This window comes from Bilifractor sp. LCP21S3_A7, assembly GCF_052118825.1.
Lineage (GTDB): Bacteria > Bacillota > Clostridia > Lachnospirales > Lachnospiraceae > Bilifractor.
Genome location: NZ_JBQKGL010000005.1, coordinates 20,953 through 45,177, shown reverse-complemented (window position 1 = coordinate 45,177; position 24,225 = coordinate 20,953). Strand labels below are relative to the sequence as shown.

General features: G+C 47.5%; 22 protein-coding genes. 19 read left to right on the top strand and 3 right to left on the bottom strand.

From position 1 onward, the window contains the following. Window positions 1-20: 20 nt before the first annotated feature. Window positions 21-1,418: a relaxase/mobilization nuclease domain-containing protein gene (locus tag ACTQ1O_RS05825; protein ID WP_441486499.1), complete on the top strand. Its 1,398-nt coding sequence runs from the start codon at window positions 21-23 to the stop codon at window positions 1,416-1,418. Then, window positions 1,418-2,155: a hypothetical protein gene (locus tag ACTQ1O_RS05820; RefSeq protein ID WP_441486498.1), complete on the top strand. Its 738-nt coding sequence runs from the start codon at window positions 1,418-1,420 to the stop codon at window positions 2,153-2,155. The genes ACTQ1O_RS05825 and ACTQ1O_RS05820 overlap by 1 nt, the downstream gene beginning before the upstream one ends. A gap of 83 nt (window positions 2,156-2,238) precedes the next feature. Here the strand turns inward: ACTQ1O_RS05820 and ACTQ1O_RS05815 are convergent, their stop codons facing one another. The 3 genes from ACTQ1O_RS05815 to ACTQ1O_RS05805 form a co-directional block, all read right to left on the bottom strand. After that, window positions 2,239-2,487, bottom strand: coding sequence for a hypothetical protein (locus tag ACTQ1O_RS05815; protein ID WP_441486497.1), 249 nt, complete (start codon window positions 2,485-2,487; stop codon window positions 2,239-2,241). A gap of 23 nt (window positions 2,488-2,510) precedes the next feature. Then, entirely contained in the window at window positions 2,511-2,810 is a 300-nt protein-coding gene (locus ACTQ1O_RS05810; protein WP_441486496.1) for a hypothetical protein, read from the bottom strand. Between the two features lie 228 nt (window positions 2,811-3,038). Further along, window positions 3,039-3,647, bottom strand: a complete 609-nt coding sequence (locus ACTQ1O_RS05805; RefSeq protein WP_441486495.1) for a DUF5688 family protein — start codon at window positions 3,645-3,647, stop codon at window positions 3,039-3,041. Between the two features lie 898 nt (window positions 3,648-4,545). On the opposite strand from ACTQ1O_RS05805, the gene ACTQ1O_RS05800 reads away from it, so the two are divergent. The 17 genes from ACTQ1O_RS05800 (at window position 4,546) to argH (ending at window position 24,165) form a co-directional block, all read left to right on the top strand. Continuing rightward, window positions 4,546-5,391, top strand: a complete 846-nt coding sequence (locus tag ACTQ1O_RS05800) for a hypothetical protein (RefSeq protein WP_441486494.1) — start codon at window positions 4,546-4,548, stop codon at window positions 5,389-5,391. Then, window positions 5,273-6,142: a helix-turn-helix domain-containing protein gene (locus tag ACTQ1O_RS05795; RefSeq protein WP_441486493.1), complete on the top strand. Its 870-nt coding sequence runs from the start codon at window positions 5,273-5,275 to the stop codon at window positions 6,140-6,142. Before ACTQ1O_RS05800 ends, ACTQ1O_RS05795 begins: the two co-directional genes overlap by 119 nt. A 17-nt stretch (window positions 6,143-6,159) precedes the next feature. Then, window positions 6,160-7,683: a hypothetical protein gene (locus ACTQ1O_RS05790; protein WP_441486492.1), complete on the top strand. Its 1,524-nt coding sequence runs from the start codon at window positions 6,160-6,162 to the stop codon at window positions 7,681-7,683. Between the two features lie 12 nt (window positions 7,684-7,695). Continuing rightward, on the top strand, window positions 7,696-10,128 hold the full coding sequence (locus ACTQ1O_RS05785) for a VirD4-like conjugal transfer protein, CD1115 family (protein ID WP_441486491.1): 2,433 nt from the start codon (window positions 7,696-7,698) through the stop codon (window positions 10,126-10,128). A 52-nt stretch (window positions 10,129-10,180) separates the two neighbouring features. Beyond that, window positions 10,181-10,438: a hypothetical protein gene (locus tag ACTQ1O_RS05780; RefSeq protein WP_441486490.1), complete on the top strand. Its 258-nt coding sequence runs from the start codon at window positions 10,181-10,183 to the stop codon at window positions 10,436-10,438. Continuing rightward, complete coding sequence (locus ACTQ1O_RS05775) at window positions 10,398-11,486, top strand: IS30 family transposase (RefSeq protein ID WP_441486489.1); 1,089 nt, start codon at window positions 10,398-10,400, stop codon at window positions 11,484-11,486. The genes ACTQ1O_RS05780 and ACTQ1O_RS05775 overlap by 41 nt, the downstream gene beginning before the upstream one ends. Window positions 11,487-11,786: 300 nt before the next feature. Next, window positions 11,787-12,038: a helix-turn-helix domain-containing protein gene (locus ACTQ1O_RS05770; RefSeq protein WP_441486488.1), complete on the top strand. Its 252-nt coding sequence runs from the start codon at window positions 11,787-11,789 to the stop codon at window positions 12,036-12,038. Window positions 12,039-12,214: 176 nt separating this feature from the next. Further along, window positions 12,215-12,400: a 50S ribosomal protein L32 gene (gene rpmF, locus ACTQ1O_RS05765; RefSeq protein ID WP_441100412.1), complete on the top strand. Its 186-nt coding sequence runs from the start codon at window positions 12,215-12,217 to the stop codon at window positions 12,398-12,400. Window positions 12,401-12,793: 393 nt separating this feature from the next. Continuing rightward, window positions 12,794-13,537 carry a hypothetical protein gene (locus ACTQ1O_RS05760; protein WP_441486487.1) on the top strand — a complete coding sequence of 248 codons (744 nt, stop codon included), beginning with the start codon at window positions 12,794-12,796 and terminating at the stop codon, window positions 13,535-13,537. Between the two features lie 123 nt (window positions 13,538-13,660). Next, window positions 13,661-14,728, top strand: a complete 1,068-nt coding sequence (plsX, locus tag ACTQ1O_RS05755; protein ID WP_441486486.1) for a phosphate acyltransferase PlsX — start codon at window positions 13,661-13,663, stop codon at window positions 14,726-14,728. Window positions 14,729-14,737: 9 nt separating this feature from the next. Next, a complete protein-coding gene (locus tag ACTQ1O_RS05750) occupies window positions 14,738-15,007 on the top strand; it encodes an acyl carrier protein (RefSeq protein WP_441486485.1) in 270 nt (89 codons plus the stop codon). A 222-nt stretch (window positions 15,008-15,229) separates the two neighbouring features. Beyond that, window positions 15,230-15,973 (top strand): ribonuclease III, encoded by a 744-nt coding sequence (gene rnc / locus ACTQ1O_RS05745; protein WP_441486484.1) that lies wholly within the window; start codon window positions 15,230-15,232, stop codon window positions 15,971-15,973. Beyond that, window positions 15,964-19,530, top strand: a complete 3,567-nt coding sequence (gene smc, locus ACTQ1O_RS05740) for a chromosome segregation protein SMC (RefSeq protein ID WP_441486483.1) — start codon at window positions 15,964-15,966, stop codon at window positions 19,528-19,530. The genes rnc and smc overlap by 10 nt, the downstream gene beginning before the upstream one ends. Window positions 19,531-19,649: 119 nt before the next feature. Next, complete coding sequence (gene ftsY / locus ACTQ1O_RS05735) at window positions 19,650-20,579, top strand: signal recognition particle-docking protein FtsY (protein WP_441486482.1); 930 nt, start codon at window positions 19,650-19,652, stop codon at window positions 20,577-20,579. A gap of 111 nt (window positions 20,580-20,690) precedes the next feature. Then, on the top strand, window positions 20,691-21,902 hold the full coding sequence (ilvA, locus tag ACTQ1O_RS05730; RefSeq protein WP_441475187.1) for a threonine ammonia-lyase: 1,212 nt from the start codon (window positions 20,691-20,693) through the stop codon (window positions 21,900-21,902). Between the two features lie 77 nt (window positions 21,903-21,979). Continuing rightward, window positions 21,980-22,615: an epoxyqueuosine reductase QueH gene (locus ACTQ1O_RS05725; RefSeq protein WP_441486481.1), complete on the top strand. Its 636-nt coding sequence runs from the start codon at window positions 21,980-21,982 to the stop codon at window positions 22,613-22,615. 173 nt (window positions 22,616-22,788) lie between these two features. Then, on the top strand, window positions 22,789-24,165 hold the full coding sequence (argH, locus tag ACTQ1O_RS05720) for an argininosuccinate lyase (RefSeq protein WP_441486480.1): 1,377 nt from the start codon (window positions 22,789-22,791) through the stop codon (window positions 24,163-24,165). Window positions 24,166-24,225 lie beyond the last annotated feature (60 nt).

Here is a 24,225-nt window from a genome sequence, read left to right as displayed (position 1 = left end):
GCAGAGCAATCTATTATATCTTGAATCCAAAGAAGACCAGAGATGGTCTTCTTTCTTTTTCAAATTGCGGAACATCACCGGAGTCCATCTTTGATGCGATGATCGTCACAAAAAAAGATTATCAAAAAGAATGGGGACGCCAGGGCTACCACTTTGTTATTTCTTTTCAGCCTGGTGAGTGCGATGAAGATACGGCGATGAAAGTCGGTCGGGATTTCTGCGAGAAATATCTTGGGGATGCTTATGATTATTGTTTCTCCGTTCATAACGATCACCCGCATATGCACATCCATATCGTTTTTAATTCTGTTTCAAGATACACGGGACTGAAATACAGATACGTCAATGGCGATTGGGAAAAATCTATCCAACCGATTACGGACATGATCTGTGAAAAATATGGATTATCGAAATTGGAATATGAAAAGAGTGACAAGCGGATCGGTAAATCATATGCCGAACATATCGCATCGAAAAAGAATGCTTTTACCTGGTCAAAGATTATCCGGGCAGACATTGATCACGCTATCACCATAAGTGAGAATCTGGATGATTATTTTCAGATCATGAAAGGATATGGTTATCAACTCCGTATCGGGCAGTCGGAAAAGCATGGAAAATATGTTGCATATTCTCATCCTGGAGTATCAGAGCGGGAGAGCAAGAAGGCTCATCGTGATTATTCCCTGGGGAAAGATTATACGCTGGCCAGGGTCGAAGACAGAATCTGGCTGAGAGAGAAAAAACAAAAGACCTATATCATTCCGTCCATGAGTGAGATTCCTTATCTCCCGAAACCAAAAAAGAATCGCTTTCAAGTCTGCCTCTACAATCGAGTGCAGCAGGCTTATGCATTCCAATTTTTGGATCTTCGGATTGAATCTCAGATTCGGGCGAGAAAGGATCTTTTGCATATCAACCAGATTGCCGAAGAAGCCGAATACATCATCAAAAATGATATGTCTGATTTTGAATCATGTGAGAAACGACTGAGTGAAGTAAAGGCAGAGATCAAACAGATGAAAGATACTGGATTTGCAGATTCTGAAATGGAGCTGACAGCGGATGAGGTGGCTGATCGGAAACGGTATGAAGAGATCCGGTCAATCTTAGCGAAGAAGGAAGATCAGCTTTCCGATGAAGATTTTGAAAATCTATCTGATGAGCTGGAGAATCTGGGAGAAAAATATAAAGAAGATCCTCTTGTTCTATCAAACCAGCAAAAAAATTCAAAATATGAAACGTTAAACGAGGAACGGAAAATACTGCTCCGAATCTTGCGTGAAAAACCGATCATTAATTCTGTTGAAGATGTAAGAACCACTAAATCGAAAGATGAGAGCAAACAGTTTTCAGAAGCTCCGATAAATAATTCTCTGGAGGATACTCCAGACCACAAAGAAAGTAGGAGGTTATAATGGAAAAATTATCCCAGGAACAGGTCTTTTCCATTGTCCAGAATTTTGCCACAGACTTTGGCGTTGATTCTGGCTATTTCGATCTTCTGTCTGAGGCAAAATCGGATCAGAAATATTTCGAATTGCTTTTCCATTTTGCTTTACGGGGACTGCCTGCGTTCGCAGCAGAAGAGTGCATTAAGAAATCAAAAGGGAATAAGACGGTTCTGAACGATCTATTGATCGAAGCACTCTTTGACCAGTATACGCCGAAGGACGGTCTGCAACGTAGAATTTCAGATACAGAGAAAAAAGTCACACAGACGGTATCGGATACGAAGGTCGTAACAGATCGGTATGTTTCTTTGGTGGAAGGACTTCAGAGCACTCTATCAGCACAAAATCAAATCATAGAAAATCTCACAAAGGAACTGGATTCTTTTAAGAATAGCACGAATGTGATCCAAACACAGGATTTGGACTACAAACAACCAGAGCCTTCCATCAAACTTCCCTGGAGAAAAAGAAGAAAGGCGGAAGAGATCGAACGTCAAAAACAACGAGAAATGGAAAGCCAGAAGTTCATCGAGCTGTACGCCAAGAACAAAGCATATTCGAAAGAGCAGATTGCATTTCTTACGCAATGCCTTAACGAAGGAATCGAAGTTGGTTCCTTTGTTAATTTCTGCTATCCTGGCATAGATCTGGATTTAATGAAGAGGTTGAAAGATTATTATGTAAATGGTTCAAAAAAATGAACGCTCTTCGTTCCAATAGTTAAGGCATAGGAAGTATGGTTGTCTTTTCCATCGATTCCTATGCCTTAGCACTCTTCTCCGTATCATCTGGCGATAGCATTAAAATCCAAACATCTTGTGATAAATTCGATCTCATCCGGTCCAAACTTTGCATCTCGCAGAGCTTGTCTGATTTTATCAAGACTGATAGGATAATCTTCTGTCACATCCTTAATTGAGATAACTTCTCCATTCCCCTCTACATACTCTCTGACTTCCTTTTCGCTATTCGCTGGGATAGCTGCCTTAAAACAATTCCTTCCGTCATCCATATAAACCATGTATTTTTTCATCGTATTCTCCTTTCTGTATTCAATTACTTCAAATAAAACTGAATCGTTTCAACATCCTCTTCGTCCGTTCTACCTTCAAGCAAGTATCCAAGAAAATCTTTTTCAAATACAGTTAATCTAATAATTCCAGTAAAGTTATCTGCTTTATGATATGCCCTTAGTGCTTTATCACAGATACTTCTGCCTGCACCCTCTGTAAATCCTTCTGTCAGCACTCTCAAATTGTCTAATCTCTTCATTCTCTTCATGAGTTCTGGTTTATCAAGTTTGCTTGTACATTTAAAACCGTCTGTAAATGTGTATGTACCCATATACTTTTTCATTCTAATCCTCTTTTCCCCCGTCTAGCCGATAGAACAGCCGATTGTTTACCTAAAAATATAATTAACAAAGCTTTCTAAAAGTCCTGGTAATACAAAAAACACAGACCATAACAAAATCCCTTCGACGATTTCCAAAACTTTTGCTAAAATTCTTCTTGTAGTCATAAAAATCCTATCCTTTCTTGTAGGTCATAGGCGAGACTGTGGAATCCCGCCTATGTTTTTTTGTCAGTTAAAATCGATGATGTAAGCTCTGTCTGTTAACCGTTCGTTCGGTTCTACCATTGAGTGATTAATTTCTTTGACCATGTTGGAAAGATCCCCTTCTAAGAGTTCTGGGTTTGGAACAATTAACATTTCGTGAATGGAAGATGGAAGAAGAGCGATTCGATGGGTATGGTACATTCTTGAAAAACCTTCTAATGTTTCGTGGATCAATGCACATCCGGCTCCCAAGTAATTCCAGGTATTTGAGATAACATACGGCATACCCTCATTTTCTGGTAAACTCAGATTAAGTAAAAAATTAATAGGAAGGATTTGACTGCATTTTTTAGTATTTTCCTCGGCTAGTTTCCATGCATCGTTCTCATTCCAGGAAAGCGAGTCCAAATATTGTTTGATGCTATCCCTATGCCGGACAAATCCTTGTTTTCCACTTTCTGAATCACGAATTTGGATCATCAAATATTTGCTGATACCTTCCATCTCGCTTTCTTTTGTCAGATAGTTGCAAGATTCTTCTGTTTTGCAAGCTCCAATAGATAATCCGGTTTTCAAGTTGTTTTCAGCTTCTTCTCTGTTTGTGATTTGTATTTTCATTTCTTGAATCTGCATAATTCTTTCCCTTTCTATGCGTTCATATAAACGATTGTTACGATCCGAAATCTTGCGGAATCTGGAGCCGAGGGAGGGGAGCGGGTATTTTGGAATTTACAGTTTCTCATTTTTTGTTTTCTCCTTTCTTATTGAAATCTTGCGTCTATCTATCGCGTCGGTTTTGGGTTTGCGGTGAAACCGACACAAATCGTGCTCTTCCCATCCGCAAGGGACAAGGATGAAAGGCCGATACGCCGTAGGGCAGCCCTTGCGGATGGGGAGGGTGCGATTTAGGTTGAACATACGCAAACCAACCGATGCGATAGAGGAGCAAGACTTAAGAAAGGGGAATAGGAAAAGAAACGGTAAAGGACAAAAAGGGGGTCCCCTGGGGGAACCGTTGGAGAAAGGGGACTTCTCATCCTTCCTCTTTTTGAAGGTGTATTTGTCTTTGCTACTGATTAACTTTTTTGAAACATTTTCAAAAAAGTACACAAAAGTACACTAGACCTGTGCTAAATTATAAAATAGAAAAGGAACCGGAGCAGGAATTGATCCTGTTCCGGCTTTTTCTACCATTAAAAATAAAAAAATCTCAAAAGACTGCACAAAAGTGCAGTAAACCTGTGTTATTTTGTAAAATAGAAAAGGAACCGGAACAGGGATAGAACCTGTTTCGGTTTTTTTGTACCCGTGTGGCGTTAGAAAGGGGTTAATTATGTCGATGCTGGAAGGTGATATCTACGAACGAGCGAATAGTATCCTGGAATACTATCTTCCGATCCGGCTGAAAGAGCAGGGATTGGATTGTACGGTGGTTTCCAAGAGGGATGGGCCAAGAAATTTAAAAGTATCTTTGTCCATTCCAGGTTCGGAAGAAGTTCGGACCTTTAATACGGAACCGGAGATCAAAAAAATGAATCTTGATCGGGATGCTCTGAAGGCCGAGAAAAATCTGGTTACGTTTTTTTCGGTCCAAGTTCGGCTGATGGAAATGGAGTTAACCGAGTGTCACGGAATCCATCGCAAAAAAGACGGATCTTTGCATATCCCGTCTAAGTATGCTTTATTGGACAGTTTCTATCTTTCCCTGATTCCGAAAGAATCGATGGATTCGCTTTCTGGCATCCCGCACAAAAGGCTTGTAGATGGGGCAGATATTATCGTAGCGATCGGCTATAACGTATTCGATGAGATTGAGAATGTCCGACGCTTTTCATACGTCCCGTATGAATATTTGGATTACTTCAAAATTCCCGTGGAAGAAGCATGGAAAACTGCGGAACAGAATACAATCTCTGTCACAAAGCCGGAAGTGATTCCATTTGCCCAGAAATCACTAGATGGAAGTGTCAATGACGGAGATATCTATTTCCTCGAGGCCAGAGAAGATCCCTATGTTGCTGCCGGAAGTATTGCACTACCGGGATTTCTAAAAAGAGTATCGGAAAAACTTCATCATAATCTATGGATCCTTCCGGTCAACAACATGGATGTGCAATTTTTCATGGAGGGAAGCACGAATCCTTGCAGCATGGAAACTGTAAATCGGCTCACGGAACAAATGCAGAAAGTGAGTGCGGTCTGCTCCGTTCATCGGGTTCTGCCGGACCGGGAAATTCTGCACTACGACAGGGATACGGATGCTCTGGAGACAGGCAGGGAGTACGTTCAAAGAAGGCTTAATGCTACGAAAATGCCAGAGCCTGTCATTGACTATGGCTATGATTCTGTGTTTGCAAAGAATTTCAAATCTTTTTAAGAGAAAGGAGAAAAATGGTATGGAACATACAATTCCATTGGAACATATCAACTGGTCTGCCTGTGGGCAGGTTGTTCGGGAAAGAAGGCAGGAGCTGGGTCTAAGTATCCAGGGACTTGCCGATTCCGCCGGAATTTTGGATTCTGAGGTTGTATCTGAATTAGAGGAGGGGAAGCAGCAGAGATCATTAGGATTTGCATCCATGCAGAGCCTGGCGAATGCTTTAAAACTTGACCTTTCTTCGATGCTTGTCGGAAAAAAGATCCCTACGCCAGAACGAATCGAATTAACAAAACAGCTCGACCGGATCGATGGTACAATTCAGTCTCTCTCTGGATGGAGAAATGATCTTTTGCTTCGGATTGCTCATCTTTCCGACAGCCGTTATGAAGTTCGGCAGACAGAGGAGAGCCAGGAGCCTGTCTATTGCTTGTATGATTCGGAAAAGCAAGAATTTGTAACCTCCCAGGACGGTTCCCTTGTAACATTTCAAGATTCCAGTACGGCGTTCGACTACTGCGACAGACTGAACGAACATCCGGAACTGGAAGAATCCATATTGGAAGGCTACCAAAACATAAAGGAAGGAAAAAAATCAGACGAAAAAAATGTGTCAAAATCTGACACAAAAGAAACAGAGAAAGAAGAAGACGAAAAGAAAGAATACCAAGAAAAGGAAGAATACCAAGAAAAGGAAGAATACCAAGAGCAGTCCGAATATTATAAGCCGACTGCAGGATTAAGAATTTAACAAGGAGGAATTAAATTATGTCTGAAGAAACCAGAGATATGTACTTCGACATCGAACGAAGTGCCCAGGCAGCAGCATTGTCTTTAAAAATGACTTATTACGGAGGTAAGCAAATTATAAAATTGCTTCAATTCATGATGCGTTTGTTAGAGAAAGGTGTCTTGTCGAAGTCTGATTTCGAAGACTTCAAAGCATTTATGAAACTTACCAAGGGAAATTTCACGAACATGGCGATTCCTGTCGATATGAGAGGAATCACACAACAGGAAAAGGATAGTCTTTTATCTGCAGCGGACTCTGCCATGAATCCAAGCCTTAGCGAAGAGGACTTTCAGAAGAAGATGGATCAGCTTGGCAAGGACTTTAAAGATTTCCGTGACAACCTGCAGGGCGAAAATATTGATAAGATCGATGATCTCATAAAAAAAGCAAAGGAAAGCCCAAAACAAGGAAGAGAGCAGATCCTTTCTAATCTATGGGATTCCATCTCGAATCTAGATACTATAAGCCTCGAAGATAAGCTCCGAGAATTGAAGGATTCTTTACAAGAACAGGGTATTCACTTCTGCGTGATGCCAGGTTGTAAGTCCGAGAATCGTCCTGTGGTTACGATTGCGATCGACAAGGCAGATACAAATAAATTCATGCCATTTTTTCAAAACTACATTAATAATCAGATGTCTGGTGGACAGCATCGTATGGATGCCATTCGAGCACTAACGGATGGGAAAGCCAGTCTTGCACCGATCCACGAAGAGATCCTGGACAAATTCTGTGAGATTTTGGATCGGCAAAAGATTGATTATGCCATTGCTCCGGACAATAATCTCGATGATGGCATCCGGCATCTGGTGATTCCGAATGATCAGCTTACGATGGCGAATTCGCTATATTCTCAGCTCCGGGCTGCATTGCTTGAAACCGAGAAAAAAGATTATGGTCAGATGAAATCCGTTCCTTTGGAAAGTTACTTCAAAACGTCTTCGCTAACGACGGACGAAGTGATGCAGAAAGCCAGAAAAGACAGTCCGGAGATTGATGAGGCTATCCGATCTTTTGAAGGTCCTCATGCAGCTTCTCCGGCAGAAGATCTGATCAATGGTATGGGCCGGGAACCGGAGGATGCGGAAAGTTTTGCTTGTGGAGAGTTCTTTAACAATGATGATTATGTTCCTTTGTCTGTGTATGATTCCCTTACGAATAATCCGAAAGATCCGGTTCTTTCCAAGGTGAAATCCGGTTCACCGGATCTGTTCTGCTGTCGGATTCCTGGAACCTGGGGACAGGAAGAGCAGATTCTTGCGGTTCCTCCTGAGCAGGTCTTTAAGGACAGCCTGACTAATCGGTATATCGTTTTTATGCCGAAGAACGAATCTCCGGCAGTATTAACGAAAGACGGAATTAAGAGGGATATCTATAAAAGCGGCCAGGATCTTTACAAACATTTTAATAAAGAGAACCAGGATGCCTTCATCCCGATCAAACCGGAGAAACTGCAGTCCATTATCCAGGAAGTACCAAAAGCAGCACCAGTGATGTAAGGAGGAGATAATTTGTCGAGCAATCGAAAAAAAGAGACCTTTCAGCCTCTTACAAAGCATACGATCTCTCCTTGGATTTATGTGATCCTAGGCGGAGCGATCTTTCTGGCATGTTATGTTTTTTCTGTGATTTTTCTGTATCCGCAGGCCAATATCATGAATTTCTCCGAATACCTCCAGCTTGGACTGAAAGAACATAGTTGGAAGCTTTGGACCTATTACAATGAGAAAACCATTCCCTGTCTTGGCGTTGGTCTGATCGCTTGGATCTTCCTTGTCTACTATATCTCTTACAATTTTCGGAATTACCAAACAGGAAAGGAATATGGTGTGGCTGATTGGGCGGATCCGTATGAAGTAACCAAGCGAAGAGCTAACCCAGATGATCGATGGAACCGATATCTGACCCGGAATCTTTCGATTGACACGCAAGGGGATGGAAAACCATCGAATAACAACATGATCATCTTAGGAGCTTCCGGTTCCATGAAAACAACCTCTGTTGTAACTCCGAATATCCTTCATGGATCAAGCAATCTGATCATCATGGATGTGAAAGGAGAGCTGAAATTCAAATATGGCCTATGGCTCAAGGCACATGGCTACGATGTACGCATTTTGGATTTGGAGAATCCGGACCAGTCGGATCGGTATAATCCTTTTTCCTATGTAGAAAATGAGGACGATCTGTTGTATCTCATCACAGCACTCTACGATTCCTTAACGCCGGAGCAAGCGACCGAACAAGACCCGTTCTGGCCGGAAGGTACAAAATTTTGGTTAATGTCTGTATTCTTCTATGAGTGGTGGGATGCCCGCTTCGGAGGGAGCGAGCCAAGAGATCCTTCCATCAATAATGTCATGGAGTTAATCACCGAAGAAAGTCAGCCTGTCGATATTGGTCGGCCCTTGAAGCCAGGAGAACGCCCGATATCCAAATTGCAGGCGAGGATGAATGAATTAGCCAAGAATCCAAAGAATAAGGAAGGCGAGAACAATCCGGCGGTCAGATACTATCGAAAAGTAAAAGAAGGTGCAGAAGAAACAGTTCGATCCATTAAGATCATCGCAAATTCCAAGCTCAAATATCTGGAGACTCCTTCTCTGAAACGGATCTTTTCCGGGAAAGATGAAATGAATCTCCGGGATTTTGCTACTGGTGTTGGCGGGTCCATTACAAAACGTCCCGATGGGACTTATGACAAGCATCTGACGGATAAAAAGGTCGCCCTCTTTATTTGTGTGCCTAAAAATAATGATAACTATCATTTTGTAGCTTCGATGCTTTATACGCAGGCGATTATGATAAACTGCCGGATTGCCGATAACGCTTTCCGGGAAACGGGCGGGGCACTTCCGATTCCTTTGGAACTGTGGATGGACGAATTCTATAAGGGTGCCAGGCCATATGATGTGACCGGACTTTTCGGTATCACCCGGTCTAACAATATCAGCTTGATTCCGGTTCTACAGTCCAAAGCACAGCTGGAAGATCTGTTCGGTGACAGCAAGGCAAAGACTATCTTTGATAATATATCTACCTTGATCTTTCTTGGAGCCGGACGAGCTGCCGATGATACGCAGAAATGGATCTCCGAAATGATCGGACAAATGACCGCAGACAAGGCTTCGGACAGTAAAAATGGTATGAATATCTCTTCCAGCCATGACCGTGTTGGTGTGTCTTTATTAACGCAGCAGCAGGTCGGAAAGATGCCACTTTCAGATGCGATTGTCTTCCTGGAGGAAGAGGACCCGATTTACGACCGGAAACGGATGCCCTGGGAAGACCCAAAGTTCTCTGATAAAAAAATAGAGCGTATGAAGGAAAAGGCACAAGAAAAGGGAAAGCCTTTTGTCAGCCCGGAATCCCATTATTATGAAGCTCTCCGACTGAATTCTGAGAATAAAAAATATCATGGATATGTGCATTTTGTTCAAATCTGTACGGATCCGGACGGTGTGCAGCATACCATCACCGGGAAAGAAAATACGGAACCACTTGAGATTTTGGATACGGTTCCTAAGGAGACACATCCCTATTCGATTTCCGTGGATGATTTTCTTCGAATGGATTTCAGTAAAGAAGATGCTCTGGATCGTGCAGCCAAGACTGCCGTCAAAGCCTTTTCTCAAGATTTTCCCAAAGATCTTCCGGAACAGGAGCCTCTCATCCAGGAAAGTCGAAAAGCATCCAAAGCGGAAGCACAGAAAAAGGATAAGAAGCCGAAGAAAGAAGCAAAGGATTCTTCTTCTAATGATTCTTTTACCGAATTATTGGAGAGTAAGAAGGATCAGCTATCTGAAAAGCGGAAAAAGCTCTTGAGAGCTGCCATGATTGATGGGCGGTCGGAAGCTGAGTTAAAATTTCTTCTGGAAGCAGACGAGAATAAAATTAGAACTTATCTCGCTCTCAGTCCTTTGAATGTTTCTTCGGTGGGTTGATATCAGTACACACCTGTGGTATAATTCGTCGTAAAAAGGATTGGTAAAACTTATGGAAAGAAATAATTCTCGGAAAAAAACTGCCAGAGAGGAAAAGAAGGAGATATATATTAAAGAGCATTACGAAAGTGTGATGTTCCGTGTCCACAATGGTGAGCGGGAACGGCTTCAGGCATATGCGAAAAAACTAGGACTTTCCGTAAACGAATTCCTTTACCAATCTGTTGAGGAAAAGATCAAGCGAATTGACGAAGAAGGTCCACACAGCGATGGAGAAACAGAGAAAATTTCGGACACTAAATCGGAGTGACAGGCTTCAACTGGAGGCACTCTATAACAATGGAACACCTGTGAAGGAGATAGCGAACTATCTGGGATTCCATATAAGTACCATTTACCGGGAGCTGAAACGGGGATTCTATACCCATACCAACTCTGATCTCACCGAATGTACGAAGTATTCTACCGATCTGGGGCAGTTAAAACATGATACTTTAAACGAAAATCGTGGCAAGCAGCTTAAAATTGGACACGATCATAAGTACGCAGAATTTCTCGAAAAAATGATCTCGGAGAAGGGCTACAGTCCGGAAGCAGCACTCTATGCGTCCAAAACCTGTGGGGAAACGTTCGAAACGACAATTTGTGTCCGAACGCTCTATAACTATATTGACCGGGATCTCTTTTTGAACATTTCCAATAAGGATCTCCCGGTGAAAGGCCATCGGACCAGGGAGGTAAAAAAGGTACATCCGGTTCAGAAACGTCGCTCCGCAGGCCGTTCCATCGATCAAAGACCGGATGAGATTGATTCGAGAGAAGAATTTGGTCATTGGGAGATGGATACTGTGAAAGGTAAAAAGAATGTGTCCACGAGCTGCCTTCTGGTCCTTTCCGAGCGGAAAACCAGAAAAGAACTTGTATACAAAATGCCAGACCAAGGAGCTGCAAGTGTTGTAGCGCGGATCGACTGGCTGGAAGAGCATTTAGGAGAATGTTTTTCCAAACTTTTCAAAACGATCACTATGGATAATGGTGTCGAATTTTCTGATGTCAAAGGCCTGGAAACATCAAAAATCTCGGATGGCAAACGAACAGACCTTTACTATTGTCATGCCTATCATTCCTGGGAGCGGGGAACAAATGAAAATATAAATAAAATGGTTCGCCGGAAAGTTCCGAAGGGAGCGGATATCGATCAGTATAGTGAAAGTGATATCCAGGAAGCAAAAAACTGGATCAATCATTATCCTCGGCGGATCTTCCACGGAAAATCAGCGGATGATTTGTTTCTGCGAGAATTATATCAGATCGATGATCTGAATACGGAAAAAGTGGCCGAACTGTTAGCCATTTAACGTTCCGAGTATCATACGTCCACTTAGCCAACTTATGGTTGGTCTTTTTTTCGTACCATTTTTGAGAAATACAAAAAATGTACAGATATCTACACCAATTTGGTGTAGTATATTTTTATAGAGAAGCTACCTTTTGAGCTTTTACGGACAGGGTTAAGACTTCTGGTGCCAGCTCCTCAAATTTTATGATTATTATGACTTCTTTCGTAGACTTATCTGTAATCATAATGAACGGAGAACGAGATTAACTTTGCAGGCTCAACAGGTGGCTTTTTATATATGAAGGAAGGTGTGCATTTAATGTATGAAAATGATATCGATGATGAACTTCTTAGAGAGATCGATGAGAAGTTTCCGGACGTGAAAGTTCCGCAGAAGAAAAAGCACTACATCACGTATACAGATCGGCTCAAAATTCAGAAGATGCTTACCGATGGTCAGCGGATCGACTACATCGCCCAGATCATCGGTACTACGAGTGCTGCCATATATCGAGAAGTTCGTTTGGCAGGCACTCCATATGATGCTGACTATGCTCAGGGTATACGCTAAATATTGTATCTAAATAAGTACAATATACTTTCGCAATAATACTTGCAATTTAGGTTCCTCGGCGGAGACAACTAATTTTTCTTGACAAACCCATACCTCCTGTGTATAATTCTTAAAGTGCGATTGAGAAAATCAGCGGTTTATTTTGAATTCAGGAAGTATGAGGAGGTGTTATAATGTCCATCTGTCCAAAAAATAAATCATCCAAGTCACATAGAGACAAGAGAAGAGCAAACTGGAAAATGTCCGCTCCGAACCTTGTTAAGTGCAGCAAATGCGGAGCACTTATGATGCCTCACAGAGTATGCAAGAACTGCGGAACCTATAACAAGAAACAGGTTATCAACGTAGAAGAGGCATAAACTTCTGCATCCAATATGTGAACAATCCGGACTGTCACGAAAGTGGCAGTCCTTTTTTTACGCGAACAGTGAGCCGCAGCCGAATGCGAAGTATTCGTGCGCCGCGAGCGTCGCGATAGCGAGATAAAACTCGCGCAGCGTGTTTTATCTCGTTGTCTCATTTTTGCTTCAGGTAACGGGTCCGACGCCCACAGGCGCGTTTTGCGTGATAGCGCCGGCAGGCGCATTTTGCGTGACATTGACAGTCACCTGAATCGCGTGATATAATTTTGAATAACTATGAGATTGTAACAAACCTGTAACTTTTTATCGGATACAGGCACCACTGCAGCCGGCGAGCCGGCTCACGAATTTCTTCCGGTAAGAGTTGCGCAATCAAAAGGGGAATACAGTATGAAGGCTCTTAAAATTTCAGGAATACTTGCTGCCGGAATAAGCACGGCGATGCTTCTTGCAGGATGCTCGTTCTCAGGCGGCATGAACCGTCTGGTCGGCACCGTCACAGACACCGGGAAAGAAACGGTTGTCTCGGCTTCCAGTGAAGAGGGCACGCCGGTTCAGGCGCTTTCCTTCAATACAGATGTAGCGGCACCGGCTTTTAAAAGTGATCTTTCCGGCTCAACCGATGTAGCGGTAAACGGAAAAACAACTCTCTCTGCCAAAGCATCCGCTTCTGACGGAGGCAAGATTACCTATCAATGGTACTCTAACAACGTAGATTCAAATGGCGGCGGAACGAAGATCCCCGGAGCGACCTCTGCAGACTATACACCCGATACTTCAGAAGGAGGGACCACCTATTACTATGTGGTCGCGATCAATACTGTGAAGGGACAGGTCAACGAGACCACCAGTTCCACCCACAGCGTCACCGTCTGGGCGAATATGTACTGGCAGCGGAATGCGGACAACGGCGGCTATCAGTATCTGAACCACGACGACGGATCCTATCCCAGCAATACCTCGATGGAGATCGATGGCGTCACTTACACCTTCAATGACAGCGGATTCGCGGTGGATCCGGACACCGGCGATTATGTCGATGTGACACAGTTCGGAGAAAATGCTTCTGAAAGCTCATCCTCGAACAGCAGCGCATCCGCAAACGACGCGGTGCAGTCTTCCTCCGCCCAGTAACATTGTACTGTTCCGGCGGGACAGACCGATTGCTGCTCCCCCGTCTCGGGAAGCTGCCGCAGAATAATGAACAGCTGTGAAAACTGCTCAGCTCATATTTTATATAATGGAAGTGAAGAAATTATGAATGAAAAAGTCAGAGTAGTTGTAGATGCCATGGGCGGTGATTATGCTCCGGAGGAGCCCGTGAAGGGGGCTTTGGATGCGCTTCAGGAGGACAGCAGAATCGAGCTCATACTGACCGGTCCGGAGGCCCGCATCCGCTCGGAGCTTTCCAGGTATACCTATGAGGAAAGCCGTGTGAAGGTGGTGGACGCTCCCGAAGTCATTGAAACCGGAGAGCCGCCCGTGAAAGCCATTCAGACCAAAAAGAATTCTTCCCTTGTGGTTGGGCTGAATCTCGTTCACAAGGGCGAAGCAGATGCCTTTGTATCCTCCGGAAGCACCGGAGCCGTCCTTGTCGGCGGCCAGGCAATCGTCAAAAAGATCCGTGGAATTCACCGCGCGCCTCTTGCTCCCCTCCTTCCGACCGCAAATGGCGTATCGCTTCTGATCGACTGCGGTGCCAGCGTAGATGCCAGACCGGCTCACCTGGTACAGTTTGCCGTCATCGGATCCATCTACATGAAGAGCGTCCTTGGAATCCAGAACCCCCGCGTCGGGCTTGTGAACATCGGCGCCGAGGAGGAAAAAGGGAATGCGCTCTGCAAGGAGACCTTCCCTCTACTCAGGGAATGCAAAGACATCAACTTCATCGGAAACGTTGAAGCAAGAGATATCACAAAAGGCGTTGCGGATGTCTATGTGACCGAAGCCTTCGTCGGCAATGTCATTCTGAAAATGTACGAGGGCGTCGCGAGCACTCTGCTTCACGAGATTAAGAGCGCGATTTATTCCTCCCCACGAAGCAAGATCGGCGGACTTCTGATCAAACCGGCTCTGAAGTCCACCCTGAAGAAATTCGACGCAACCGCGTACGGCGGCGCGCCACTGCTCGGTCTGAAGGGCCTTATCGTCAAGACGCATGGCAGTTCAAAAGCTGTCGAATTCAAAAACACCGTTCTCCAGTGCATCCAGTTCAAGGAAGAGGATGTAAACGGGAAGATTCAGGAATTTCTTGCAAAGGAATCCGCCGCAAAAGAGAGCGGGCGTTCGGACGCTGCTGTCTCTGCCGCAGAAGATCCGCAGTGAGGCTGACGAATGGAATTTCAACTGCTTCAACAAATCATCGTGGAGATCCTGCACGTTGATCCGAGAGAGATCACAATGAGCACCACCTTTGCAGAGGATCTCGGTGCCGACTCCCTGGATCTGTTTCAGATCGCCGCGCTTACCGATGAAAAATTCGAAATAGAGATCACCGAAGACGAATTTCTAAATATCAAAACAGCTGGAGACCTTGTGAAGCTGATCCGGAATAAAACCAGCAAACCGCCGCGCTCCACAGGCGGGGCATCGCACACTGTATAAACTGCGAATGGCTCGTGCTTCGCACTCCCGCAATATGTATCCAGCAAGCGTATAAGAAGACTGCTCCCGGTTAACTGCGTCCTGTAACCGTCAGCAGTCTTTGTGTTACCGGCCGCGTAACGCCCTGACAGACAGTGTTTTTTCCCCCGTCCTGTCAGCTCCGCGCAGACGACAGCATCCTTATCGCTTCGACGCAGCAGTGCAGAAAGGAAAAAATACAATATGGAAGAAACGCTGTCGGAACTGCAGCAGAAAATCGGTTATACTTTTACAGACGTCAGCTGGCTCGAACTGGCACTTCGTCACAGTTCTTATGCGAATGAGCATAACCTCGGGCATGAGGGCTGTAACGAGAGGCTGGAATTCCTCGGAGACGCGGTCCTCGAGCTGGTATCAAGTGAATACCTTTACGATCATTACCCACAGCTTCCGGAAGGGCAGCTTACAAAACTGCGGGCGAGTCTCGTCTGTGAACCGACACTCGCCTATGACGCGCGCCAGTTCGGGCTTGAAAACTATCTGCTGCTAGGAAAAGGAGAGGACGCGACGGGAGGAAGGAAAAGAGACTCCGTGGTCTCTGACGCCCTTGAGTCGGTCATCGGCGCAATTTTCAAGGATGGAGGCTTTGAACGGGCGAAGGCATTTATTCTCCGCTTCGTGATGGACGACGTGGAGCACAAGCAGCTGTTTCACGACTCGAAGACACACCTCCAGGAAATGATTCAGGCTGTTTCAGAAGAACCGATCCGCTATGAGATCACCGGAGAAAGCGGGCCGGATCACAACAAGAAGTTCACCGCACAGGTATGGCTCGGGGCAAAGCTTCTGGGTCAGGGAGACGGTCATTCCAAAAAAGCGGCGGAGCAGCAGGCAGCATATCAGGCAATTATGCGTTTTTCACCGGCTGATATTGCGGCAGGCACGCAGAACGGATCACAGAAGGAAAGAACAAATCCATGTATCTAAAATCAATCGAAATGCAGGGCTTCAAATCCTTTGCGCTCAGAACAAGGCTGGAATTTCATAATGGTGTCACCGGAATTGTCGGACCGAACGGGTCCGGTAAAAGCAATGTCGGCGATGCGGTCCGCTGGGTTCTCGGAGAACAGAGCGCCAAGTCTCTGCGCGGCGGCAATATGCAGGACGTTATTTTCGCCGGAACGGAAAACCGGAAGCCTGTCGGATTCGCCATGGTCGCCATCACGCTGGATAACGCCGACCGGAAGCTCAATTTTGACGCAGACGAAGTGACGGTCATGAGAAAGCTTTATCGCTCCGGCGAAAGCGAGTATCAGCTCAACGGAAGGAGCTGCAGGCTCCGCGACATCAACGAGCTTTTCTATGACACGGGAATCGGAAAAGAAGGATATTCCATTATCGGACAGGGACAGGTCGAGAAGATCCTCAGCGGCAAACCGGAGGAACGCCGAGAGCTCTTCGATGAAGCGGCAGGCATTGTAAAATTCAAGCGAAGAAAAGCAACCGCTCTGAAAAAGCTGGAGGATGAGGAGGCGAATCTTGTCCGCGTCAATGACATTCTCAGTGAGGTCACCCGTCAGATCGGTCCTCTGGAGAAGCAGTCCGGGAAGGCCGAGGAATATCTCAGAAAGCGTGACAGCCTCAGAACCCTGGACATTCAATTGTTCCAGATTGATGAGGGAAGGACCGAGGAGCAGCTTCGGGATCTGAATCAGAATAAGCAGATCGCGGAAGAGCATCTTGCCGATCTCAATGTCCGGTTTGAAGAGACAAGGCTCGAATATCAGCGGGTCGAGAAAGAGCTGGAAGACCTCGAAGCAAGCATCAGCACTTCCAGAGACAGCCTGCAGGCAGCCGCGCTCGAAAAGCAGCAGCACGAAGGGCAGATCAACGTTCTCCGCGAGCAGATCCGCGCGGCAGAGACCAACCGGAAGCTTCTCCATGACCGGCTTGATACCATAGAGGAAGACAAGGCTTCCCGGATCCGCAATGCGGACGAGCAGCGGCAGGAACAGCAGAAACTGACAGAAAAGCTGACAGAAGCTGAAAAAGAAAGGGATGCCCGGGAGCGCGACGCATCGGAAATTGAGGCGGAGATCGCCGGAAAAAATTCCGCCGCAGAACAGAGCCGCAGCGATACCATCGCGCTCCTGAACAACCGGACTACGATCCGGGAACGCCTTCAGCGTTACGACACAATGCTTGAGCAGATCGAGATACGAAAATCCGAGCTTTCCTCCCGCATCCTGCAGATGAAGGAAAACGAATCCCGGGAAAAGGAAAACCTCAGAAAATATGAGGAAGAATTTTCCGCAGTCAGCTCCGAGGTCGAAAAATACCGCAAATCGGAAGCGGAAAAGGAAAAGCAGATCATCGCACTCAAGCATCTGCTCGATGAGGAGAACCATCAGCTGGAAACCGGTCAGACCGCCTATCACAGAGAGGCTTCCCGTCTCGAATCTCTCCGGAACATTGCCGAGCGGTACGAGGGATACGGCAACAGCATCAAGCGCGTGATGGAACAGAAAGACAGCAATCCCGGCATTCACGGCGTCGTAGCGGATCTGATCAAGACCGACAAAAAATACGAGACTGCCATTGAAACCGCACTTGGCGGTGCTCTACAAAATATTGTGACCGACAACGAGAGCACTGCGAAATACCTGATTGAATACCTGAAACGCGGTCACTTTGGAAGAGCCACCTTCCTTCCTCTGACTGCCATGAGAGACGACACCCCCCTCTCACAGAATATCCAGTCGGTTCTTCGGGAGGATGGAGTCCTCGGCGTCGCCGACACGCTCGTCTCCTGCGATAAAATCTATCAGAGCGTAATCCGCCGTCTCCTTGGCAAAACCGTCGTTGTTGATACCATCGACCATGCGATCGCCGTGAGCCGGCGTCACCGTCAGTCCGTCCGGATGGTCACACTCGAAGGTGAACTGCTCAGCCCGGGAGGCTCCATGACCGGAGGTTCTTTTAAGTACAACAGCAATCTCCTCGGCCGAAGAAGACAGATCAAGGAGCTCGAGAGCAGCGTCCAGTCCCTGAAAAAGGAAATGCAGGAGCTTCAGAAAAAAATCGAGGGACAGCGCGCTCAGAGAAATGACCTGCGAAGCCGCCTCGCGGAAGAGCAGGATGCCCTCCAGAAGCTTCTGATCCGTCAGAACACTGCCCGCGTAAACCGCGACGGCGCAAAGGAAAAGAGTGATTCTCTGAGCGCAGATTTTGGCCGCCTGACGGCAGAGCGCGACGAGATCAACGGCCAGATCGCCGAGATCCGCGAAAAGCGCTCCCTGATCGGCGGCGAACTGGAAAGCTCTCAGAAGGAAGAGGAGAATCTGGAGGATAAGCTCCGGCAGATCACAGATGAATCACAGGCGCTGCGTCAGAAGCAGCAGAATGCTATTGCCGAGAGGGATCAGGCGCGGCTCACATGTTCCAACATCCGCCAGCAGGCTGCCTTCCTCGAAGAAAAACTCCGCACTACAGAATCCGAAATCCGCCGTCTCGACGAGGAGCGGGAAACTCTTCTTCACTCCATTGACGACGGTGAGAGCGACACCGACAGCAAAGAATCAATGATCACGGCGATTCAGAACAAAATAGACGAGCTGACCGGGACAATCTCAGACGCCCGCGAATACGGCGAGTCTCTTCAGACCAGAAAAGAGGAGCTCACCAGAAATCACCGTGAATTTTTCGAAAAACGCGACCGCCTCTCCACAGAGAAGACAGAGATGGATCAGGAGATCTTTCGTCTCGATTCCCAGATTGAAAAGCTTCGCGAGCAGAAGGAAAACCAGATCAACTATCTGTACGAGGAATATCAGATCACACCCGATCAGGCCGAGGCTGTCCATTTCGACGAAATGCCCGACCGTACTCCGCTCCGCAGACAGATCACTCAGCTGAAATCCGAGATCAAAGCACTCGGAACCGTAAACGTAAACGCCATAGAGGAATACCGTGAACTGAAGGAACGCCACGATTTCCTCCAGAGCCAGCACGATGACCTGATCAAAGCCTCCGACGATCTGAAGGGAATCATCCGACAGCTCGATGAAGGCATGCGCAAGCAGTTCAAGGAGCGTTTCGAACAGATCCGGGTGGAATTCAACAAGGTATTTCAGCAGCTCTTCGGCGGCGGCAAGGGAACCCTGGAGCTGACCGATGAGGAGAATATTCTGGAATCCGGCATAACCATTACGTCACAGCCGCCGGGGAAAAAGCTCCAGAACATGATGCAGCTGTCGGGAGGCGAGAAAGCTCTCACCGCAATCGCGCTTCTCTTCGCGATTCAGAACCTGAAGCCGTCGCCCTTCTGTCTGCTGGACGAAATCGAAGCTGCCCTCGACGATAACAACGTAGGCCGCTTCGCCGCGTATCTGCACAAGTTGACAAAAAATACGCAGTTTATTATTATTACTCACAGACGCGGAACCATGGCGGCGGCCGACCGCCTGTACGGAATCACCATGCAGGAAAAGGGCGTATCGGTCCTTGTCTCCGTTGACCTTATCCGCGAGCAGCTCGACAACTGACAGCAGCATTGCGATGAAAAGCAGCTGCTTCCCGGCTCTATCGCAGCTGTATTCTGTTTCTACAGCGGCCGCATTACGTTTCTGCAGCAGCTGCTTCATGATTTTAAAGGAGAAAAAATATGGCAGGTTTTTTCAGCCGGCTGTTTAAGGGACTGTCCAAAACCCGTGACAGCATAAACGAAAATCTGGACGAGGCCTTCGGATGCTCCGAGATCGACGACGAGTTCTATGAATGTCTGGAGGAAGCCCTCGTCGCCAGTGACATGGGAATTGAAACCACCGAGACCGTTATCGACAATCTGAAGGAAATCGTGTCGGATCTCGATCTCAAAAAGCCGGCAGACTGCAAGAAATACATGGTTGACTGTTTTCGCCAGCAGATGAAGGTGGAAGAAAACGCCTATGAATTTGAAAACCGAAAGTCCGTCATCCTCGTCGTCGGGGTCAACGGCGTCGGCAAGACAACAACCGTCGGCAAGCTTGCCGCCAAGCTCCATCATCAGGGCAGAAAGGTCATCATCGCAGCGGCGGATACCTTCCGCGCGGCAGCAATTCCGCAGCTGGAGACCTGGGCGGACCGCGCGAAGGTGGATATCATCACCGGTCAGGAAGGCGCAGATCCCGCCTCCGTCGTATATGATGCAGTCGCCGCGGCGAAAGCCCGTAAGGCTGATGTTCTGCTGATCGACACGGCGGGACGTCTCCATAATAAGAAGAATCTCATGAACGAGCTTCAGAAGATTTATAAAATTCTCGCCAATTCATACCCGGAGGCATATCTGGAGACCCTGCTGGTTCTTGACGGAACCACCGGCCAGAATGCCATTCTTCAGGCCAAAAGCTTCGCCGAGGTCGCACACATCACAGGTCTTGTAATCACCAAACTCGATGGCACCGCGAAGGGCGGCATCGCTGTCGCCGTGCAGTCCGAGCTTCAGATCCCGGTTAAATATATAGGAGTTGGAGAGCAGCTTGACGACCTGCAGAAGTTCGATCCGGATTCGTATGTAAACGCGCTCTTCGAATCCAATCCTGAAAACGCACAATGACAACAGCAGCAAGGACAGAGGCGCGTATCCTGACGCGGATCCTCCTCCCTGAAAAGCACAATGACAGATTCCGCACTGCAGAAAGGAAAAACCAAGATGAGTGAGAAAGAGATGCTTACACTGAACGCCTTTGAAGAAGCCTCCGAAATTGTAAAGAGGGTTACCTCCGACACCAAGCTGGTATACAGCGAATACTTCACCAATCAGACCGGAAACCGCTGCTATCTGAAGCCGGAGAACATGCAGGTAACCGGCGCCTACAAGATTCGCGGTGCCTATTATAAGATCAGCACGATGAGTGAGGAGGACCGTCAGAAGGGTCTCATCACGGCATCCGCGGGCAACCACGCACAGGGAGTCGCGTACGCCGCAAAAGCCTACGGCTGCAAGGCTGTCATTGTCATGCCGACAACGACACCCCTGATCAAGGTAGAGCGGACAAAGAGCTACGGCGCGGAGGTTGTTCTCTACGGAGATGTCTATGACGATGCCTGCAAGAAGGCTCTTCAGCTCGCTGCGGAAAACGGCTACACCTTCATCCATCCCTTTGATGATCTGACCGTCGCGACCGGCCAGGGCACCATCGCCATGGAAATCATCAAGGAGCTCCCAGTTGTCGATACCATCCTGGTACCCATCGGAGGAGGCGGTCTCGCGACCGGCGTTTCTACCCTCGCCAAGCTTCTGAATCCGAAGATCCACGTCATCGGTGTGGAACCGGCAGGTGCGAACTGCATGCAGGTATCCCTGAAAAACGGCAAGGTCACCGAGCTCCCGAGTGTGAACACAATTGCGGACGGCACTGCCGTAAAACGTCCCGGCGAAAAGATTTTCCCATATATCCAGAAGAACATCGATGAAATCATCACCATTCCGGATGAGGAGCTCGTGGTGGCATTCCTCGACATGGTGGAAAATCACAAGATGATTGTTGAAAACTCCGGTCTTCTCACGGTAGCAGCCCTCAAGCATCTGAAACCGGAAAATAAGCGCGTCGTAGCAGTCATGAGCGGCGGCAACATGGATGTCATCACCATGTCCTCCGTCGTTCAGAACGGTCTGATCGCGCGAGACAGAATCTTCACCGTCTCTGTCCTTCTGCCGGACCGTCCGGGAGAGCTTGTACGGGTGTCCACCGTCATCGCTCAGAATCGGGGCAATGTCATCAAGCTGGAGCACAATCAGTTCTACAGCACTAACCGCAACGCAGCGGTTGAACTCCGGATTACCATGGAGGCCTTCGGAACCGACCACAAGAATCAGATCCTCAAGGCACTTGAAGAGGCGGGGTTCAACCCGAAGGAGAAACACACAAGTCTCTGATTCCTCTGATATTATTAAAGCACTACAGGAATCCTTCCGGCATCCACCCGGATCAGCGGAATCATCGGTCAGAAAACATGAATCAGAAAATCAACTATCAGAAAGAAATGGAAAAGATTCTGGCAGAGCTGGAAGCGGAAGGCCGTACGCCGCGGCTTCTGCTTCACAGCTGCTGTGCCCCCTGCAGCAGCTATGTGCTGGAATACCTGTCACCGTATTTTTTTATCACAGACTTCTACTACAATCCGAATATAGCTCCGGCGGATGAGTACCGGAAACGTGTCAGCGAAATGCAGCGCCTGATCCGTGAGATGCCTCTGCCGCATCCCGTGGAATTCGAGGAAGGTATCTACGACCCTGACCGTTTCTATGAGATGGCCAAGGGAAAAGAAGATATCCCCGAAGGCGGGGAACGCTGCTTTGCATGCTTTGAAATGCGTCTGCGTGAGGCGGCACAGGAAGCTCTCCGCCTGCATATGGATTATTTCACCACCTCTCTGTCGATCAGTCCGCTGAAGGACGCGCAGAAGCTCAATGAGATCGGCATTCGGCTCGGAGAAGAGTACGGCGTTCCCTATCTGGTTTCCGACTTTAAGAAAAAGAACGGATTCCGCCGCTCCACCGAACTTTCCAGAGAATATCATCTCTACCGCCAGAACTACTGCGGCTGCGTCTATTCCAGAAGGCAGGCGGAAAGGGAAGGCAGAGTATAGCAGAAGATATTGTTTTTATCGTCATCCGCCGGGTGCCTTGATCTCAGATCTCAGCAATCCGACGATCTCGTTTTTCAGCGTCAGCAACCCGACGGCCTTTTTCAACGTCAGCAACCCGATGATCTTGTTTTTCAATATCAAATCTTTTCAGTATCAGAAAGGGAGCATTCACTATGGCACAGCTCTGGGGCGGACGGTTCACCAAAGAAACCGACAAACTCGTATACAACTTTAACGCGTCAATCAGCTTTGATCAGAAATTCTACCGGCAGGACATCCGCGGCAGCCTTGCACATGTGCGGATGCTTGCTAAGCAGGGAATCCTCACTGAACAGGAGAGGGATCAGATCATCGACGGACTGAACGGCATCCTGAGGGATGTCGAGAACGGCACTCTCAGCATTACCGACGAGTATGAAGATATCCACAGCTTTGTCGAGGCGAATCTCATCGACCGGATCGGCGATGTGGGCAAAAAACTCCACACCGGAAGAAGCCGGAACGACCAGGTTGCTCTGGATATGAAGCTTTATGTGCGGGACGAAATTGACGAGCTTGATCCGATCCTGAAGAAGCTTCTTCTTGTGATCGAGCGGATCATGGAGGAGAACACAGAAACCTATATGCCCGGCTTCACCCATCTGCAGAAAGCGCAGCCGGTTACTCTCGCACATCACTTCGGCGCATATTTCGAAATGTTCCGCCGCGACAGAAGCCGCCTCGCCGATATCCGCAGAAGAATGAACACATGCCCGCTCGGAGCAGGTGCCCTCGCCGGCACCACCTACCCGCTTGACCGTGCGTACACCGCCCAGCTGCTTGACTTTGACGAGCCCACCGCCAACAGCATGGATTCCGTATCAGACCGCGACTATATCATCGAGCTCCTTTCCGCCCTTTCCACCATTCAGATGCATCTGTCCCGTTTCAGTGAAGAGGTTTGCATCTGGAACTCAAACGAATACCGTTTTGTGGAAATCGATGACGCATACAGTACCGGAAGCTCAATCATGCCCCAGAAGAAGAACCCCGACATCGCCGAGCTCGTAAGGGGTAAAACCGGACGTGTCTACGGCGCGCTGATGCAGATGCTGACAAGCATGAAGGGCCTGCCTCTTGCCTACAATAAGGACATGCAGGAGGATAAGGAGCTCACCTTTGATGCCATCGACACCGTAAAGGGCTGCGTGGTCCTCTTCACCGGCATGCTTGACACCATGAAATTCCGAAAAGACATTATGGAGCAGTCCGCAAAGCACGGCTTCACCAACGCCACCGATGTCGCGGATTATCTGGTCCGCAAGGGAATTCCGTTCCGCGACGCACATGGAATCACCGGCCGTCTTGTCCTCGACTGCCTGGACAGAGGCTGCTCCCTGGATGATCTTCCACTCGAAGAGTTCCGCAGATATTCTCCGGTCATCGATAGCGACATCTACGAAGCCATCAGCATGAAAACCTGCGTGGAGCGCAGAAACACTACCGGTGCCCCCGGACCCGAAGCCATCCGTGCGGAGATCGAACGGAACCGGAAGTACCTCTCCGCCTGATAAAATCAACTTTTTGCGGGATACCGGTTGCATTACCGGAAAAAAAGGAATAGAATACGT

Bases quoted from the DNA above. Each gene is read 5' to 3' on its own strand.
- argH (WP_441486480.1), top strand. From the start codon at position 22,789: ATGGCACAGCTCTGGGGCGGACGGTTCACCAAAGAAACCGACAAACTC.
- rpmF (WP_441100412.1), top strand. From the start codon at position 12,215: ATGTCCATCTGTCCAAAAAATAAATCATCCAAGTCACATAGAGACAAG.
- rnc (WP_441486484.1), top strand. From the start codon at position 15,230: ATGGAAGAAACGCTGTCGGAACTGCAGCAGAAAATCGGTTATACTTTT.
- ftsY (WP_441486482.1), top strand. From the start codon at position 19,650: ATGGCAGGTTTTTTCAGCCGGCTGTTTAAGGGACTGTCCAAAACCCGT.
- ilvA (WP_441475187.1), top strand. From the start codon at position 20,691: ATGCTTACACTGAACGCCTTTGAAGAAGCCTCCGAAATTGTAAAGAGG.
- ACTQ1O_RS05800 (WP_441486494.1), top strand. From the start codon at position 4,546: ATGAATCTTGATCGGGATGCTCTGAAGGCCGAGAAAAATCTGGTTACG.
- ACTQ1O_RS05790 (WP_441486492.1), top strand. From the start codon at position 6,160: ATGTCTGAAGAAACCAGAGATATGTACTTCGACATCGAACGAAGTGCC.
- plsX (WP_441486486.1), top strand. From the start codon at position 13,661: ATGAATGAAAAAGTCAGAGTAGTTGTAGATGCCATGGGCGGTGATTAT.
- ACTQ1O_RS05725 (WP_441486481.1), top strand. From the start codon at position 21,980: ATGAATCAGAAAATCAACTATCAGAAAGAAATGGAAAAGATTCTGGCA.
- ACTQ1O_RS05775 (WP_441486489.1), top strand. From the start codon at position 10,398: ATGGAGAAACAGAGAAAATTTCGGACACTAAATCGGAGTGACAGGCTT.
- ACTQ1O_RS05795 (WP_441486493.1), top strand. From the start codon at position 5,273: ATGCTCTGGAGACAGGCAGGGAGTACGTTCAAAGAAGGCTTAATGCTA.
- ACTQ1O_RS05780 (WP_441486490.1), top strand. From the start codon at position 10,181: ATGGAAAGAAATAATTCTCGGAAAAAAACTGCCAGAGAGGAAAAGAAG.
- ACTQ1O_RS05760 (WP_441486487.1), top strand. From the start codon at position 12,794: ATGAAGGCTCTTAAAATTTCAGGAATACTTGCTGCCGGAATAAGCACG.
- ACTQ1O_RS05770 (WP_441486488.1), top strand. From the start codon at position 11,787: ATGTATGAAAATGATATCGATGATGAACTTCTTAGAGAGATCGATGAG.
- smc (WP_441486483.1), top strand. From the start codon at position 15,964: ATGTATCTAAAATCAATCGAAATGCAGGGCTTCAAATCCTTTGCGCTC.
- ACTQ1O_RS05810 (WP_441486496.1), bottom strand. From the start codon at position 2,810: ATGAAAAAGTATATGGGTACATACACATTTACAGACGGTTTTAAATGT.
- ACTQ1O_RS05750 (WP_441486485.1), top strand. From the start codon at position 14,738: ATGGAATTTCAACTGCTTCAACAAATCATCGTGGAGATCCTGCACGTT.
- ACTQ1O_RS05805 (WP_441486495.1), bottom strand. From the start codon at position 3,647: ATGCAGATTCAAGAAATGAAAATACAAATCACAAACAGAGAAGAAGCT.
- ACTQ1O_RS05815 (WP_441486497.1), bottom strand. From the start codon at position 2,487: ATGAAAAAATACATGGTTTATATGGATGACGGAAGGAATTGTTTTAAG.
- ACTQ1O_RS05820 (WP_441486498.1), top strand. From the start codon at position 1,418: ATGGAAAAATTATCCCAGGAACAGGTCTTTTCCATTGTCCAGAATTTT.